This window comes from Microcoleus sp. FACHB-68 (assembly GCF_014695715.1).
Taxonomy (GTDB): Bacteria; Cyanobacteriota; Cyanobacteriia; order Cyanobacteriales; family Oscillatoriaceae; genus FACHB-68.
Genome location: NZ_JACJOT010000016.1, coordinates 71,194 through 85,186 on the forward strand (window position 1 = coordinate 71,194; position 13,993 = coordinate 85,186).

The following is a 13,993-nucleotide window of genomic DNA, read 5'->3' on the forward strand; positions in this document are numbered from 1 at the left end:
AATGACTCAACAGAGATAGGTAAAGTCGTGCGTAAATTCTTGAAGTCAACCGGATGAACACAAAACTTAGTGGCTTCATTAAGTGTTATTTACTTTACGGTAAACCACGCTAAACCTTCACCACTATCCATGTAAAAAATTCTTAATTGCTGTTCAACTATTCTCCACATAGTCCGAATTACTTAGCTACTAACTGTAGCAGATTGCATTCTTTTGCTATTTGCAGAAAAAATCCAAATTCGATGGAACAAATTTGAAATTTATTTCAAATTTGTGTGCTTTTTGTTTGCTATTAACAGGAGGAAAAACACATGGCAGTTTCACTAGCTAAAGGACAACGAGTATCACTTGAAAAAGTTGCACCTGGCCTAACAGAGGTCTTGATTGGACTCGGATGGGACGTTAAAGCTACAGACACAGGTTACGACTTTGATTTAGACTCGTCAGTATTCATGTTAGGTGCCAACGATAAACTTATTTCTGACAACCACTTTATTTTTTACAATAATCTTACAAGTCCCGACCCTGATAAATCACTTCAGCACCTGGGAGACAACCTTACGGGTTTAGGTGAGGGAGACGATGAAGTTATCAAAGTTAATCTCAACAAAGTTCCAAGCAACGTTCAAAAAATCGTTGTTACTGTCACTATCCACGAAGCACAGCAACGCGGTCAAAATTTTGGTCAAATACGAAATGCTTTCGTCCGGGTTGTTAATGCTCAGACAAAACAGGAAGCAATCCGTTACGACCTTGTAGAAGACTACTCGATAGAGACAGCATTAATCATGGCTGAACTCTACCGTAAAGATGGTGAATGGCGGCTCAATGCTGTGGGAGCCGGCTATCAAGGTGGCTTGCAAGCACTACTTGATCGCTATAGCTAAAATTCAGAACCAACCCTGAATAAATGTTGTTGCGAACGACTAGCCAATCAAGTAACTGAAAAACATTACTAACTCAATATATCTAGGATAATTTAGATGGGAATTAACCTTCAGAAAGGGCAACGCATCTCTCTTTCCAAAGAAGCACCAGGGTTAACCAAACTCATGTGTGGGCTGGGATGGGATGTGGCAAAACGCACGGGTGGTGGTTTGTTTGGAGCTTTCAGCAATACTCCAGACTACGATTTAGATGCTTCAGTCATCTGTTTAGATCAAAATGACAAAGTAAGAGATATAGCTAACATCGTTTACTTTGGCAACCTATCCCACAAATCAGGAGCAATTACCCATCTGGGTGATAATCTAACAGGTGCAGGAGAAGGTGATGACGAGCAGATTATTATAGATTTAGCTAAGCTACCAAAGGAGATTGTAAAACTGGTTTTTACGGTTAATATTTTTGAGTGTATTAAGCGCAAACAAGACTTTGCACAAGTAAAAAATGCTTTTGTCCGTCTAGTAAACAACTCTAACAATCAAGAACTTGCCAAGTATAATTTGTCAGGTGCTGAATACAAAGGAAAGACCGGGATGATCATGGCTGAAATTTACAATCACAACAACGAGTGGAAAATGGCAGCCATTGGTAATGGTGTTAGCGTTAATGGGTTAGAGGAACTCGTGCAAGCCTATGCTTAACCATTCGTTAATTAGCTAGCCTGATAATTCTTGAGTAATTAAACTCAATCTCTACTCTGAATAAAAATCGTTTTGTACCAAGAGGTAGGAATCATGTCAATTAACTTAAGCAAAGGCGAAAGAATCAATCTCTCAAAAGAAGCACCTAGCATGAAAAATGCGGGTATTGGTTTGGGATGGGATATCAACGCCACAGATACAGGTTCAGCTTTCGACTTAGATGCTTCTGTATTTATGTTGGGCGCTAATGGAAAAATTCCTAACGACAAATACTTTGTGTTTTATAACAATTCAACATCCCCAGACGGTTCTGTGAAACATCAGGGAGATAGCAGAACTGGTGAGGGTTCAGGGGATGATGAAACTGTTCAAATTGATTTAAGTAAAGTTGATGCCTCAGTTCAAGAAATAGTTTTTGTTGTGACTATCCATGAAGCAGATCAAAGAAAGCAAAACTTTGGGCAAGTGAGAAACTCCTACATCAGGATCTACGATAATGCAACAGAAAACCAAATTGCTAAGTATGAACTAGATGAAGATGCTTCGGCAGAAACAGCGATTGAATTTGGTAAGCTTTACAAAAAAGATGGTGAATGGAGATTCCAAGCTGTCGGCGCTGGTTATAAATCAGGTCTGCAAAGTTTTGTAGATAAATACGCTTCTTAGAAGCTAGTTAAGGATTTAATCAAAAGGGGGATTTATTTATTATTGTCTCCCCTTTTTTTAATACATACTTAACTTGACTACAAAAATTTACTGGTCAACATAAAGGAGCTATTAAAAATGGAAATTGAATTATCTAAAGGTGGCAGATTTAATCTTTCTCAAGAGGTTCCACAGTTAAAAAAAGTTTCTATTGGCTTGGGCTGGCAGGTCAGTCAGAATGGAGAAAGTTATGATGTTGATGCTTCTGTGTTCATGTTAGGCGCAGATGGCAAAGTTCCTGATGAAAGATACTTTGTGTTTTACAACAACCTTCAATCCCTTGATGGTTCTTTAAGACACTCTGGAGATAATAGAACCGGAGAAGGTAACGGAGATGATGAGACGATTTATGTTGATTTGCAAAAAATAAATCCTATTATTCAAGAAATAGTTTTTGTTGTTACAATTCATGAAGGACAGGAAAAAAATCAAAATTTCAGCCAAATTAGAAACGCATTTATCAAGATTTACAACCCAGAAACAAAAAGGTCTTTGGCTCGGTACAATTTGAGAGAAGCTTTTTCTCAAGAGACAGCTTTGGAATTTGGAAGATTGTATAAAAAAGATGATGACTGGAGATTTCAAGCCGTTGGAGAAGGTTATAATGCTGGATTACAAAGTTTTGTAGATAAGTATATTGTCGAAACTAACCCGAAAGAAAAGAAAGTAGAGCCTAAAGTAGAAATTCCAGTAATTGTTCCTCTTCAAAATAGTCCATCGCAGCCTATCGATATTACAAAAAAAGCAAATATTAGTTTGTTAAAAACAAAAGTAGATATTGTTCTTACCAAAAAAGGTATTACTAATGTCGTAGCACGCGTTGCTTTGGTTTTAGATATTTCTGGCTCTATGCTCCAACAGTATACTTCTGGGGCAGTACAGGCCTTTCTTGAAAGAATAGTTCCTGTTGCTAGTAGGTTAGATAATGATGGAAAATTAGACGTTTGGTTTTTTGGTTCAACATTCAAAAGAACAAAATCAGTCCATGAGACAAATGTTGATGGTTACGTTCAAGAAGAATGTGGAGAAAAAAAGAGAAGTTTCCTGATTTTGAAAACCCCTTCTCTGATGAAAGAACTAGGTTTTGGAAACAATGAAGCTCGTGTAATCCAAGATGTAATCAAGAAATACACTCAAGAAATGCCTGATAAACTGCCTACGTTTATTGTATTTCTTAGTGATGGAGGCGTTACTGATGAACAAGGGATTACAAAAGCTGTGGTTGATGCAGCAAAATATCCTATATTCTGGCAATTTGTTGGCTTAGCTGGTTCTAATTATGGAATTTTGGAAAGATTAGACACGATGGGTGGTCGGATTGTTGATAACGCCGACTTTTTTCAGGTAGATGATTTAGGAAAAATTACTGATGAGCAATTGTATGAAAGACTGCTGAATGAATTTCCGGGTTGGATTAAACAGGCAAGAGCGAAAGGGATATTAAACTAGAAGTTACGCGATTTTTGTAAAATTAGAAAAAAAATATTACCCTAAAAATTTTTATTATAAATCAATGTCTTTGTATGATCGCCTTGATTTTACCAGACCCACTCGTAAACTTAAAGTTCCTATTTGGGAACGCATAAACCTGACTAGACCCCCCAAACCCCGCTGTCAGGGATGTCGTTCGCGCATCCAATCTCATTGGGAGTTTTGTCCTTCTTGTGGGCGAACTGTTGTAGAAAAGGATAGCGATCGCCGTTGCATTTGGGTAGATATCTCTGGAATGGATGTTACCGAGGAAAATAGAGAAGCAATCGCAACTATTCTTATTGATGCCTTTTCTAAAATATATGGGGCCTTTAGAAGCGTCAAAGTATTTTTGACGTCAGATAAGCCTGATCCCCTAGAGTGGGGAGAGGACTTTACTCACGTGTATGTATTTGCTGACAACCAGCCAGTTGACTATCTGGGAGTGGCTACTTTTCAATTAGGAATGGTTACAGCCCGTGCTATTGTTCGCATTGACCAAATATTTAATGCGTCTTACAATGCTAGTCTTAATGCTAATCAATTGTCCAATTTAATTGCGAATACTATCACCCATGAAATCGGGCATACATTAGGACTCGATCACTCGGCGCTACAAACGGATGTTATGTATGATGGACTCGATCATACAATCCATAGTCTAATGCCTCCTTCATTTCACGCTTCGCAAATCAACTCGATGAATAATGCCATCTCTAGGCAAACTACCAAAAGACGTTTTTAGCATACAAGCGAGTGGGCACAAGAACAACAGGTATTTCTAACTTTATGCCGGCCCCTAATTCAAAAACCCTATTTCTACCCGAATTCCCTTTGATAAAGGATTGCTAAGAAATGCTTGATAAAAGAACTTAACCTTCTATCATAATCACTTATTTATATTATTTTTTAAACTATAATTAAATCTTAACTATTAAGAAACTCTATGGTATCCATTATTTTTTAGAGGCGTTCCGAAGGAACTTCATCATACTTATGGAATACTCCTGCCGATTTTAAAGATTGAGTAAAAATCGCTGTAAACCCTGGTAGAGCAAGCCTGGTGGGAATTAGGATAGTCCTGTGTAGATCAGCGAGATATATTTCACAGATATAGGCAAAGGCTTGAGTCGGATTTTAGAGATTTAAGTAATTGCTTAGGAACGGGATACCTCCCAAATATGGCTCCGATCTATTTACACACCGGCTACAACGGGAACTATGTATGGGGGGAACTTATATGAACTTTCATTCCGCATTAAAAGGTATTTACTTAGCGATAGGTTTAGTTATCGCGGCTTCCACGACTGCTCAAGCAGCTAGTTTTACAACCAACTTTACGGCAGTTGATGGAGCCGAAGGTGATATTTGGTTAAATTCTATTACACAAAATCAAACTACGATTGATCGGTTTTTACTGGTTAACGAGGCAAAAATTCTCTCGAATACACCGATCACAAATAAGCAATCAGGAGATACGAGCAACCCAGAAATAGCCGGCACAAACAACAACACAGGTGGAGCAAGCACAGATAAAGGTGATAAAGCCAATGCGCCGATGCCGACATCTGGAATGAACGATCCAACCGGCGCAGAAGTTGCCGCTTATCTGGGAAACCGCAATCTCAACAATATTATTGACACTGAGGAGACAGGTTCTTTTAGGATGAACCTTTTCTTTAATAAAATTGTTCGTGCGGATAAATCGGGATTAGATAACCTGTTTTTCTGGGAACGAGGAAAGAATAGCGATTTAGGCGTTCAAGCAATTGATACATCCGGCAAGTTAATCGGGAATTTTGTCAAGCTCAATCGGGCAGATCAAACGCTGGTAGACTATAGCATTGATACATTGGAAATTAGTGCAGCTCACATTGTCGGAAGTTGGGGGCTGAGCTTGCAACAGCTTGGGGTGACTTCTTTGAATGGGATTCGGCTGACAGCAGATAGCAGCTATAATGGGCCAGATTTTAAATTAGTCGCTAGACAAGTTCCTGAACCGGCTTCTATGGTTGGTTTAGGTGCGGTTGCCGGGATGATGCTGATTTCTCGCCGGCGTCAGGTGAGTAAGCACAGCTAATTGATGGGCAGGAAGCGGGGAGGATTTGGGGATTGGGGGTTTTGAAAGGCACTGTTAATTACAGCAAAAACTGCGAAAAGAGTGCCGGCATGGGGAAAATTTAAACGGATTAATTGTGGATTTCATCCAATTTGGCACGCACTGCTTGGATATCTTGCCACATTAGCCATTTAGGGCTGCCTTGTTCACGCGAAGGATTCCGCAGCAGATAAGCCGGGTGAAAAATGGGCATACACAGTCGCGACTCCCATTCAAGCCAAGTGCCGCGAATTTTAGTAATTCCTCGCTTATCGCCGGTTACACCTTTGACAGCAGTTGCGCCGGTGAGCAGAATAATTTTTGGGTTTACCAGACGAATTTGTTCGAGCAGGTATGGCTTGCAAGCGGCTATTTCTGCCGGCGTAGGCACACGGTTATCCGGAGGCCGGCATTTTACCATATTGCAAATATAAATATCTCGTTCTGTCTCCAAGCCCACAGAAGCAAGTATTTTATCTAACAACTGACCAGATTTGCCCACAAACGGCAAGCCGGTTTCGTCTTCGTTTTGCCCCGGCGCTTCTCCGATAATCATAATCGGCGCTTGCAAATTGCCACGTCCAACGACTGCGTGGGTGCGAGTCTTTCCCAAATCGCAGCGGTAACACTCATTACAGTGTTTCGCCAGGGGTGCCATTGTTGGATAAGTACCTGGGGGAACGGGAATTTTGGCGCTTGTGGGAATTAAGTCTTGCTGGAAAAACCCAGACGCACCGGCTTCGCCATCGGGTGATAGATCGAACAGGTTGAGCTGGTCTTCGTTGGACATGGCGCTGGAGAATTTTACTTTTAGACTCTAAATTCTAGATGAATTAGGATGCTAGAGCATCTGCCGGTCGAAGTGCAGGGCGAAAATCAGCGAATATAGAGGCAAGAGTTGCCGTGTGGCTGGAGGGATCAATGTCACCTTCCCCATTGTTTTGCAATCGTGTTGATGCCGGCGAAAAGCTGGCACAGCTGGTTGTTTCTCAATTAAATAATGCTGAAATGGGGGCTAAAACGATTGTTTACGCCCTACCGAGAGGCGGGTTGCCGGTGGCTGCGCCGATAGCGCGTCTCCTCAAGTGCCCGTTAGATGTTATTTTGGCCAAAAAAATTACCCTGCCAGAAAATCCAGAACTGGCCATCGGGGCTGTCACAGCAGATGGCCATGTACTTTGGTCAGCCCAACGTGGCATCCGCCGGCTAGACTTTAAGCTGCGAGAAACTGCACTGCTTCAGGCTCAAACAAAAGCCCAAGATCAGCTAGCCGATCTCGCCCCCGCACAGCCTGGGGTGAGTGCGCAGGGTGCAATTGCAATTTTAGTTGACGACGGCATTGCCACCGGCATGACGATGGCAACAGCAGCTCAAGCTTTGAGAACACAACAACCGGCAGCAATTTGGATCTGTGCGCCGGTAGCGCCACCAGATTTACTGGAATCTCTGCACGAATGGGGAGATCACGTCATTCTATTCGCGACACCTCAGCCGTTTCTGAGTGTCAGCCGGTTTTATGCTGAGTTTCCCCAAGTTGAAATGGCAGAAGCCTTGATTTGTCTGCAACAGCACAACGCTTGGCTGTCAGATCTCTAAACGTTAGGGCAAAGCATTTGGTACAACCAGTTATAAATCGTACTAAAGATTGATTACCCAAAGGCTTTGCCGCTACATAATTGGGAGGCTCCCATGCGGAAGCTAGAATGAAGAATAAAAAAGTGGTTTGTCTGGGGTGCTTTCCAGATGACCTAATTTTTAAATGCCGTTAGCTGATAATTGATCAATGAGACTGTGGCAATTTTGGTGTCAGACTTTAATTTTATCGAGCCAGCAGAATCCACCTCGGTTTGTTGAGATGGTCATGTTAATGTTGGCAATGGCTTTGCTCTTATTCTGGGGCATGACCGATAGCTGGCCATTCCTGGTGTTGAGTTTGAGCTATGTAACCGGCTCATCTGTTTCAATTTTAATTAGGCAGACAGTTACGCCTTCCCCCTATCCCCAAGTGGTTCAATGGACAGCACTTCTGCTGTTAATTATGAGCCTGTATAGTATTGTTGACTTAGCCGGCCATTTGTAATCAGCTAGCACTTGACTTGGGCTAAGTAAAGCTTGTGATTTAAATGCCGCAGCTAGAAAGCCGAAATTTCTGTGAAACTAAATGACAAATTAGAAAAGTTTTTTTATCCTACTCATGCTTGATCAAACTCTGCCGGCAGTTCTTGTAAACATTTTAGAAAATGACCGCGAACCGGAGGAAGTTTTTTCCGCTTTAATGCCGGCTTTAGGCGAAGTGTTGCAAAGTGATCGTTGCTTTCTCTATTTGCGCGATCCTCACACACGTGTCGGTAAAGTTTCTTACTGCTGGTGTCGTAGTCCAGAATTTCCCGAAATCTTCGATGCTGATTGGAAACCCGAACCCGAATCTTTAGCAAAAGAAGATCCTTTATTTGCGGCGGCGTTGCGAACCGAACCTTCAATTTTTGTTGAGGATGTGGAAACCGCAAGTCCAGCTGTTGTTAACAAAGCTTTTGAACACAAAACCTTTGGACATAGAGCGTTAATTCACGCTCACTTATGCTTTGAGGGTCAATTGTGGGGAATTTTACAACCTTGTGTATTTAATCAGCCACGAGTGTGGAATGATTTTGACCGATTTGTAATTTCCCAAGTAACAGAAAAAATTACACCGCTTGCTGTTGCTTATATGAAGTCGGCTAAAATTTGAGCGATAAAATGTATTTTTAAATCGGGGAAAATTTTACAGATTCGTGAAGAATTAAACGATTTCCAACGGGATCGTAAGCGTAAATTTCTCTGCCGTGGGAAGCCGTTAAAATGTCTCCAGCCGGCGGATATCCCAAAGCGGATAAATGAGAAATTGTTGCTTCTAAGTCATTAACTTCTAAACACAAACTAAAACAACTGTTATAAGTATTGACAAATTCTGAAAAGTGTGATTCTTTCGGTTTAAAAATCCCCAATCGCAATCCCGGAAGTTGAAACTCGGCGTATACATTCGGAATGTAGGGGTGTGGTGCTTGAGCAAGTAATTGCCGGTAAAATTGCACTAACGTTTCTAAACTGGGAGTGGCAAGGGTAACGAGCGCACTCTGACATTGAAAATCCATCAGCTAACGCGGACTTCGCTGAAAATTTGAGTGTTTAAATTGTTATTTGTGCTTTGTCATTTGCCTTGATAACGACAAATAACAAAGTACAAAAACAATCTAACTTTTAAAGTTTAAACTCGCTAGAACCATTAGGGGGAGCCGCTACGGTGTTTTTAGCTTGAGCACGCTGTTCCCGTTTTTTCCGATCCGCGCTAAGGACATCCGCCAGGACAATCCGTGCCTGGGCCATTTTTTCCAAATTACTGCGGTACAGTTCTAAATCTTTCTGTAATTTGTCTGCCGGCAGATGTAGGGCGTCACAGATTTTTTGCTGTGCCTCAACCCGCTGTTTGTCGTCTTTCACCAAATCTGGGCTAGCCAGTTCTAGGAGGGTGAATAACCCAATAGCAAATAGACGGCTGTACTTAAAGTGGGAATTGTGGGCGATCCCTTGCAGATGCTCTTGTAAGTCACCTGCTTCTGCCGGCATCGATGATTGACTCAACCAAGCCACTAATTCACTTGGCGACAGGCGAGAAGTGAATTCTTGTAAGCGCTGGGCGTCGTGTTGATATCTTTGCGGATCGTCTTCTAAGGCTTGACAGATGGCATTAAAAATGGAGGGTTTGTCTTGTTCGGGTATGTACCCTTGCATGAATCGGTCAAAGGATGAAACAACGCCGAGGGCGTAGATGGGATCATAGCGAAAGTCTACATTGACGGAAAGCAAGTGCATTTCCACCATGAGTTCTTCAACCACCCGACGATAAATTGAGTTGATCGGACGGGTGTGAAGATTGTAGAAAGATCGCTTGGTATCTGAAACAGTGCGAACGTTATTCACAGACAAACTTAAAGGGCAACTTAACTATTATTGTCTCGCGCTTGTGACACGTTTGCCAAGGCAGGCTGTAGCAATGCGGAATGCCGATCCTTTGTTGCTGGTGGTTGCAGGGCAATATGGCAGCCAGAACGAACGATTGAATGCGATATTGCTATTACATTCGCCTTGGTATAAATTCGTGCTGAATGGTGGCTAATGGCTGCCATGCGATGTTCGGTTATTTCACCCCATTTATGACGTTCTCTCCCGAACTTACCGCTCTGGCGCGTTATCTCGCTGGTGAATTTGACAATCAAGCTCAAGCGTTTGCAGAACCGGCTTGGTATGTCCACCTGCGCCTATGGCAGCGTCCGGTGCCCGCAAACTTATTTTCCGAAGACTCTATCACTTTATTTGCAGAACAGGCGAATATAGTCAGCTTAGATCGTCCCTATCGCCAGCGAGTGATGCAGTTGCAGTCTGTCGGGAGTGGTTCCCAGACCCAACTGCAAGTGCGGTACTATATGCTCAAAGACCCCACTGCCTTTCAAGGATGCGGTCGCAACCGAGACTTATTGAGCCGGCTGACACCGGCAGAACTTGAATTTCTTCCGGGCTGCACGCTGAGTGTCACGCAACAGCCACTTGCTGCCGGTGGTTATCACTTTGGCGCATCCTTGCCTCCAGACGCCCGCTGCTGCTTTACCTATCAAGGAGAAACTCGCCAAGTATCCCTCGGCTTTGAGGCGACACCGACGCAATTGCTCACCTACGACAAAGGAATCGATCCAGCGACGGGTAAGGCTTTGTGGGGGGCGATTATAGGACCCTTTCGATTTACTAAATCCCAAGATTTTTCAGATGAGCTACCTCTTTAATAAGGGTTTGCCGGCTCACGGCTTGCCGGCGCATCTGAATCGCTAACTTAAATTAAATGCACCCCTGTCGCCACACAAGCGAATGACTCCACTCAGACGAGTAAAGACAAGTTTACGGAGTTAAGTTAAGTCGCTCAGAGGCTGTCAAGGTTTAACTCGCTACGGAATTACGAGGCACTCCTTCCAGTGCGTCTTCTTCCGTTTCAAAAATTTCAAAGACAGAATCCATCATGGTGACTTCAAATACCAGTTTGGCCTCTGGATGGACATTACAAATCCGGAAACTGCCTTTGACTTTGTCGGCATCGCGCATACCGGCCACCAGGGACGTTAAACCAGAACTATCAATGAAATTTACTTGACCCAAATTCACAACTATATGGCGGCTGAGTTTTGAAATACACTCTTGCAACTTTAAGCGGAATTGCCAGGCCGTCGTGATGTCTAAGCGCCCTGTCGGTGCCAAGACAATGACTGTTGTGCCGTCCTGGGTCGTGTGTGTTTTTTGCTCTATATGAATCACGGCCCTTCCCCTCGAAACTATAGATTGTCGGGTCGATCTTGACAAAGATCGGTATTTATGCCCAAACCTTTTAACTGGAGACAAAACCCGCCTTAATTAAAGCCTGTCTTGGCTTGTGTTTGAGCTTAATCGCCAATGCTAACCCTAAAGTTTATCTGCAATGGCTTCTGTTGTAGCTTAGCTTATTTTCGACCGGCAACAAATAGTTACGAAAAGAAACGCGGCTGGGCGGTTAATCGCCCAGCTCATAAATTTTCTAACCATTCAAAGCATCGGGCGTCCAGTTTGCCCAATCTTGAGGCTTTAAGAAGATTTCATAGAGTTCGGCTTCCGGGGTGTTGGGTTCAGGTTGATAGCCATATTCCCAACGCACCAAGGGCGGCAAAGACATCAAAATCGATTCGGTGCGTCCGTTGGTTTGCAAGCCAAAGATGGTACCCCGATCGTAGACAAGGTTAAATTCAACATACCGGCCCCGTCGGTATAGCTGGAAATTGCGTTCGCGATCCCCATATTCCATCGACCGTCGCCGCTCTACAATCGGCGTATAAGCCGGTAAAAATGCCCGACCACAGGATTGCACAAAAGCAAACAAGTCTTCCCAAGTGCGCTGGGCCGGCATCCCGATGTGATTGCTGTGTTCCGCTGCTGGGCCATTCGCATCAGGGCCACGATACAGATGTCCTTGGCCATCTTGGTAGTCAAAAAAGATGCCGCCAACGCCCCGCATTTCTTGCCGGTGCTTTAAGTAGAAATATTCATCACACCAGCGCTTAAACACCGAGTAATATTCCCCGTGATGCCGGTCGCAAGCTTGCTTAAACGTGTTGTGGAAATGGGCCGCATCTTCGGCAAAAGGATAGTAAGGCGTCAAATCTGCTCCACCGCCAAACCACCACACCGGCCCAGCCTCAAAGTAGCGATAGTTGAGGTGGACGGTCGGGATGTAGGGACTACGCGGGTGTAATACCATTGACGTGCCGGTGGCGTAGAATGGGTGGCCGGCTGCCTCTGGGCGCTGCGCCAAAATCGAAGGCGGCAGATGAGAACCCCAAACTTCAGAAAAATTAACACCGCCCTGCTCGAAAACCGCCCCCTCGCGCATAACGCGAGAACGACCGCCGCCGCCTTCTGGGCGTTCCCACGAATCCTCTTGAAACGTGCCGGTGCCATCCACCTGTTCCAAACCCTGACAGATTTCATCTTGTAGCTGTTTCATAAACTGGCTGATTCGGGATTGGGAATCAGCTGGGGGCAAAAATTGGGATGCGGTAGCCTCGGAGGTGGAAAAAGCAGTCATAGATTTCAATGCTAATATCGGTTCGCGAATTCAAGATACTAAGAGCGGCCAATTATCTCAATCGTTAGACTGTTTAGCTCGCTCACTCAAGCAATCAAGCTGCTCAATGGTAAATCGTGAAAGTGCCTTAGTGAGCGACCGCGTAGCCTGTGCCTCAGCACTGGGCAGCTACTTATAAAAAAGGCGCTCCTGACTGATACCATTTTTAAGCCTACTACAAGCTGCAAAACTCAACCTAAAAGAAGTGGACGCTAAGGTTAAGATGCATTAAGAAAGCCAACCAATGTGCCCGATTTCACAGCGAGGGTGGAGAACACAATGTCCGAGATGCTTGATTCGAGTGCGGTTTTAGAAGTGTTACGACCTGTGCAAGACCCCGAACTCCGCAAGAGTTTGGTGGAATTAAACATGATTCGCAATGTCAAGATCGACGGTGGCAAGGTCAGTTTTACTTTGGTGCTAACGACACCGGCTTGTCCGTTGCGAGAATTTATTGTGGAGGACTGCCAAAAGGCAGTTAAGCAGTTACCGGGCGTTCAGGATGTCGTGGTAGATGTCACGGCTGAAACTCCCCAGCAGAAAGGAGTGCCTGACCGGCAGGGAATTGCCGGTGTTAAAAATATCTTGGCCATTTCTAGCGGCAAGGGCGGCGTTGGCAAGAGTACCGTGGCGGTGAATGTGGCGGTGGCGTTAGCACAAGCCGGTGCCAAAGTCGGTCTGATTGATGCTGACATCTATGGGCCAAATGCTCCCACCATGTTAGGACTCGCGGATGCCAAAGTCACGGTTCGCAATGGTGGGCAAGGGGAAGTGCTCGAACCGGCCTTTAATTACGGCGTCAAGCTGGTTTCGATGGGCTTTTTAATTGACAAAGACCAGCCGGTGATTTGGCGCGGCCCGATGCTCAACGGCATCATTCGCCAGTTTCTTTATCAAGTGCAGTGGGGAGAGTTAGACTATCTGATTGTGGATATGCCCCCCGGCACCGGCGACGCCCAGTTAACCTTAACGCAAGCCGTACCGATGGCCGGGGCTGTTATTGTCACGACTCCGCAAAATGTGGCGCTATTAGATTCGCGCAAAGGTTTGAAGATGTTCCAACAGATGGGCGTGCCGGTGTTGGGAATTGTGGAAAACATGAGCTATTTCATTCCCCCCGATATGCCTGACCGGCAGTATGACATCTTTGGATCTGGCGGCGGCGAGAAAACTTCTAAAGAACTGGGAGTGCCCCTGCTGGGCTGTGTCCCCCTAGAAATTACCCTGCGAGAAGGTGGCGATGCCGGCATCCCGGTGGTCCTATCCGACCCGGATTCTGCCTCGGCCAAGGCTTTGCGAGCCATAGCTGAAAGAATTGCCGGTAAAGTTTCTGTAGCAGCTTTAGCGTAGGAGCCGGTGAGTTGTGCGGAGTGCGAAGGCTGAAGGCCGAAAGAAAAAGTGAGCAGAAAAAATGCAAAAAGCAAAAGAACGCACTAGACGGTAGCTAGCATATCGTTT

17 protein-coding genes are annotated in these 13,993 nt (G+C 44.4%); 12 read left to right on the forward strand and 5 right to left on the reverse strand.

What is annotated here, in order from left to right:
- Positions 1-311: 311 nt before the first annotated feature.
- From H6F73_RS21730 to H6F73_RS21755, 6 genes are all read left to right on the forward strand, one after another.
- Entirely contained in the window at positions 312-887 is a 576-nt protein-coding gene (locus H6F73_RS21730) for a TerD family protein (RefSeq protein ID WP_190760852.1), read from the forward strand.
- A gap of 96 nt (positions 888-983) precedes the next feature.
- Complete coding sequence (locus H6F73_RS21735) at positions 984-1,586, forward strand: TerD family protein (protein ID WP_190760853.1); 603 nt, start codon at positions 984-986, stop codon at positions 1,584-1,586.
- 93 nt (positions 1,587-1,679) lie between these two features.
- Positions 1,680-2,252 (forward strand): TerD family protein, encoded by a 573-nt coding sequence (locus H6F73_RS21740; protein WP_190760854.1) that lies wholly within the window; start codon positions 1,680-1,682, stop codon positions 2,250-2,252.
- A 117-nt stretch (positions 2,253-2,369) separates the two neighbouring features.
- Positions 2,370-3,740, forward strand: coding sequence for a VWA domain-containing protein (locus H6F73_RS21745; protein WP_190760855.1), 1,371 nt, complete (start codon positions 2,370-2,372; stop codon positions 3,738-3,740).
- A 277-nt stretch (positions 3,741-4,017) separates the two neighbouring features.
- Positions 4,018-4,506 (forward strand): zinc-dependent metalloprotease family protein, encoded by a 489-nt coding sequence (locus H6F73_RS21750; protein ID WP_199330722.1) that lies wholly within the window; start codon positions 4,018-4,020, stop codon positions 4,504-4,506.
- 495 nt (positions 4,507-5,001) lie between these two features.
- The gene (locus H6F73_RS21755; RefSeq protein ID WP_190760857.1) at positions 5,002-5,841 is read left to right on the forward strand and encodes an exosortase-dependent surface protein XDP2; all 840 of its coding nucleotides are present in this window, start codon (positions 5,002-5,004) and stop codon (positions 5,839-5,841) included.
- Between the two features lie 109 nt (positions 5,842-5,950).
- Here the strand turns inward: H6F73_RS21755 and H6F73_RS21760 are convergent, their stop codons facing one another.
- Positions 5,951-6,649: a uracil-DNA glycosylase gene (locus H6F73_RS21760; protein WP_190760858.1), complete on the reverse strand. Its 699-nt coding sequence runs from the start codon at positions 6,647-6,649 to the stop codon at positions 5,951-5,953.
- Between the two features lie 131 nt (positions 6,650-6,780).
- Here H6F73_RS21760 and H6F73_RS21765 point away from each other — a divergent pair, with 131 nt between their 5' ends.
- The 3 genes from H6F73_RS21765 (at position 6,781) to H6F73_RS21775 (ending at position 8,587) form a co-directional block, all read left to right on the forward strand.
- Positions 6,781-7,455 (forward strand): phosphoribosyltransferase family protein, encoded by a 675-nt coding sequence (locus H6F73_RS21765; protein WP_190760859.1) that lies wholly within the window; start codon positions 6,781-6,783, stop codon positions 7,453-7,455.
- 187 nt (positions 7,456-7,642) lie between these two features.
- Entirely contained in the window at positions 7,643-7,939 is a 297-nt protein-coding gene (locus H6F73_RS21770) for a hypothetical protein (protein ID WP_190760860.1), read from the forward strand.
- Positions 7,940-8,053: 114 nt separating this feature from the next.
- Complete coding sequence (locus H6F73_RS21775; RefSeq protein ID WP_190760861.1) at positions 8,054-8,587, forward strand: GAF domain-containing protein; 534 nt, start codon at positions 8,054-8,056, stop codon at positions 8,585-8,587.
- A 16-nt stretch (positions 8,588-8,603) separates the two neighbouring features.
- Here H6F73_RS21775 and H6F73_RS21780 read toward each other — a convergent pair whose 3' ends face one another.
- Both H6F73_RS21780 and psb29 read right to left on the reverse strand, forming a co-directional pair.
- Complete coding sequence (locus H6F73_RS21780) at positions 8,604-8,990, reverse strand: VOC family protein (RefSeq protein ID WP_190760862.1); 387 nt, start codon at positions 8,988-8,990, stop codon at positions 8,604-8,606.
- 106 nt (positions 8,991-9,096) lie between these two features.
- Positions 9,097-9,816: a photosystem II biogenesis protein Psp29 gene (gene psb29, locus H6F73_RS21785; RefSeq protein WP_190760863.1), complete on the reverse strand. Its 720-nt coding sequence runs from the start codon at positions 9,814-9,816 to the stop codon at positions 9,097-9,099.
- Between the two features lie 73 nt (positions 9,817-9,889).
- Between psb29 and H6F73_RS27100 the strand changes: the two genes are divergently transcribed.
- On the forward strand, positions 9,890-10,012 hold the full coding sequence (locus H6F73_RS27100; protein WP_277882638.1) for a hypothetical protein: 123 nt from the start codon (positions 9,890-9,892) through the stop codon (positions 10,010-10,012).
- Positions 10,002-10,673, forward strand: coding sequence for a chromophore lyase CpcT/CpeT (locus H6F73_RS21790; protein WP_347239595.1), 672 nt, complete (start codon positions 10,002-10,004; stop codon positions 10,671-10,673). The genes H6F73_RS27100 and H6F73_RS21790 overlap by 11 nt, the downstream gene beginning before the upstream one ends.
- Positions 10,674-10,824: 151 nt before the next feature.
- Here H6F73_RS21790 and H6F73_RS21795 read toward each other — a convergent pair whose 3' ends face one another.
- Both H6F73_RS21795 and hemF read right to left on the reverse strand, forming a co-directional pair.
- Positions 10,825-11,196: an STAS domain-containing protein gene (locus H6F73_RS21795; protein WP_190669678.1), complete on the reverse strand. Its 372-nt coding sequence runs from the start codon at positions 11,194-11,196 to the stop codon at positions 10,825-10,827.
- 256 nt (positions 11,197-11,452) lie between these two features.
- On the reverse strand, positions 11,453-12,496 hold the full coding sequence (gene hemF, locus H6F73_RS21800) for an oxygen-dependent coproporphyrinogen oxidase (RefSeq protein ID WP_190760864.1): 1,044 nt from the start codon (positions 12,494-12,496) through the stop codon (positions 11,453-11,455).
- Positions 12,497-12,814: 318 nt separating this feature from the next.
- Between hemF and H6F73_RS21805 the strand changes: the two genes are divergently transcribed.
- Positions 12,815-13,885, forward strand: coding sequence for an Mrp/NBP35 family ATP-binding protein (locus H6F73_RS21805; RefSeq protein WP_190760865.1), 1,071 nt, complete (start codon positions 12,815-12,817; stop codon positions 13,883-13,885).
- The last annotated feature ends 108 nt before the right edge of the window (positions 13,886-13,993 follow it).

Bases quoted from the DNA above. Each gene is read 5' to 3' on its own strand.
- H6F73_RS21730 (WP_190760852.1), top strand. From the start codon at position 312: ATGGCAGTTTCACTAGCTAAAGGACAACGAGTATCACTTGAAAAAGTT.
- H6F73_RS21735 (WP_190760853.1), top strand. From the start codon at position 984: ATGGGAATTAACCTTCAGAAAGGGCAACGCATCTCTCTTTCCAAAGAA.
- H6F73_RS21740 (WP_190760854.1), top strand. From the start codon at position 1,680: ATGTCAATTAACTTAAGCAAAGGCGAAAGAATCAATCTCTCAAAAGAA.
- H6F73_RS21745 (WP_190760855.1), top strand. From the start codon at position 2,370: ATGGAAATTGAATTATCTAAAGGTGGCAGATTTAATCTTTCTCAAGAG.
- H6F73_RS21750 (WP_199330722.1), top strand. From the start codon at position 4,018: ATGGATGTTACCGAGGAAAATAGAGAAGCAATCGCAACTATTCTTATT.
- H6F73_RS21755 (WP_190760857.1), top strand. From the start codon at position 5,002: ATGAACTTTCATTCCGCATTAAAAGGTATTTACTTAGCGATAGGTTTA.
- H6F73_RS21760 (WP_190760858.1), bottom strand. From the start codon at position 6,649: ATGTCCAACGAAGACCAGCTCAACCTGTTCGATCTATCACCCGATGGC.
- H6F73_RS21765 (WP_190760859.1), top strand. From the start codon at position 6,781: ATGTCACCTTCCCCATTGTTTTGCAATCGTGTTGATGCCGGCGAAAAG.
- H6F73_RS21770 (WP_190760860.1), top strand. From the start codon at position 7,643: ATGAGACTGTGGCAATTTTGGTGTCAGACTTTAATTTTATCGAGCCAG.
- H6F73_RS21775 (WP_190760861.1), top strand. From the start codon at position 8,054: ATGCTTGATCAAACTCTGCCGGCAGTTCTTGTAAACATTTTAGAAAAT.
- H6F73_RS21780 (WP_190760862.1), bottom strand. From the start codon at position 8,990: ATGGATTTTCAATGTCAGAGTGCGCTCGTTACCCTTGCCACTCCCAGT.
- H6F73_RS27100 (WP_277882638.1), top strand. From the start codon at position 9,890: ATGCGGAATGCCGATCCTTTGTTGCTGGTGGTTGCAGGGCAATATGGC.
- H6F73_RS21790 (WP_347239595.1), top strand. From the start codon at position 10,002: ATGGTGGCTAATGGCTGCCATGCGATGTTCGGTTATTTCACCCCATTT.
- hemF (WP_190760864.1), bottom strand. From the start codon at position 12,496: ATGACTGCTTTTTCCACCTCCGAGGCTACCGCATCCCAATTTTTGCCC.
- H6F73_RS21805 (WP_190760865.1), top strand. From the start codon at position 12,815: ATGTCCGAGATGCTTGATTCGAGTGCGGTTTTAGAAGTGTTACGACCT.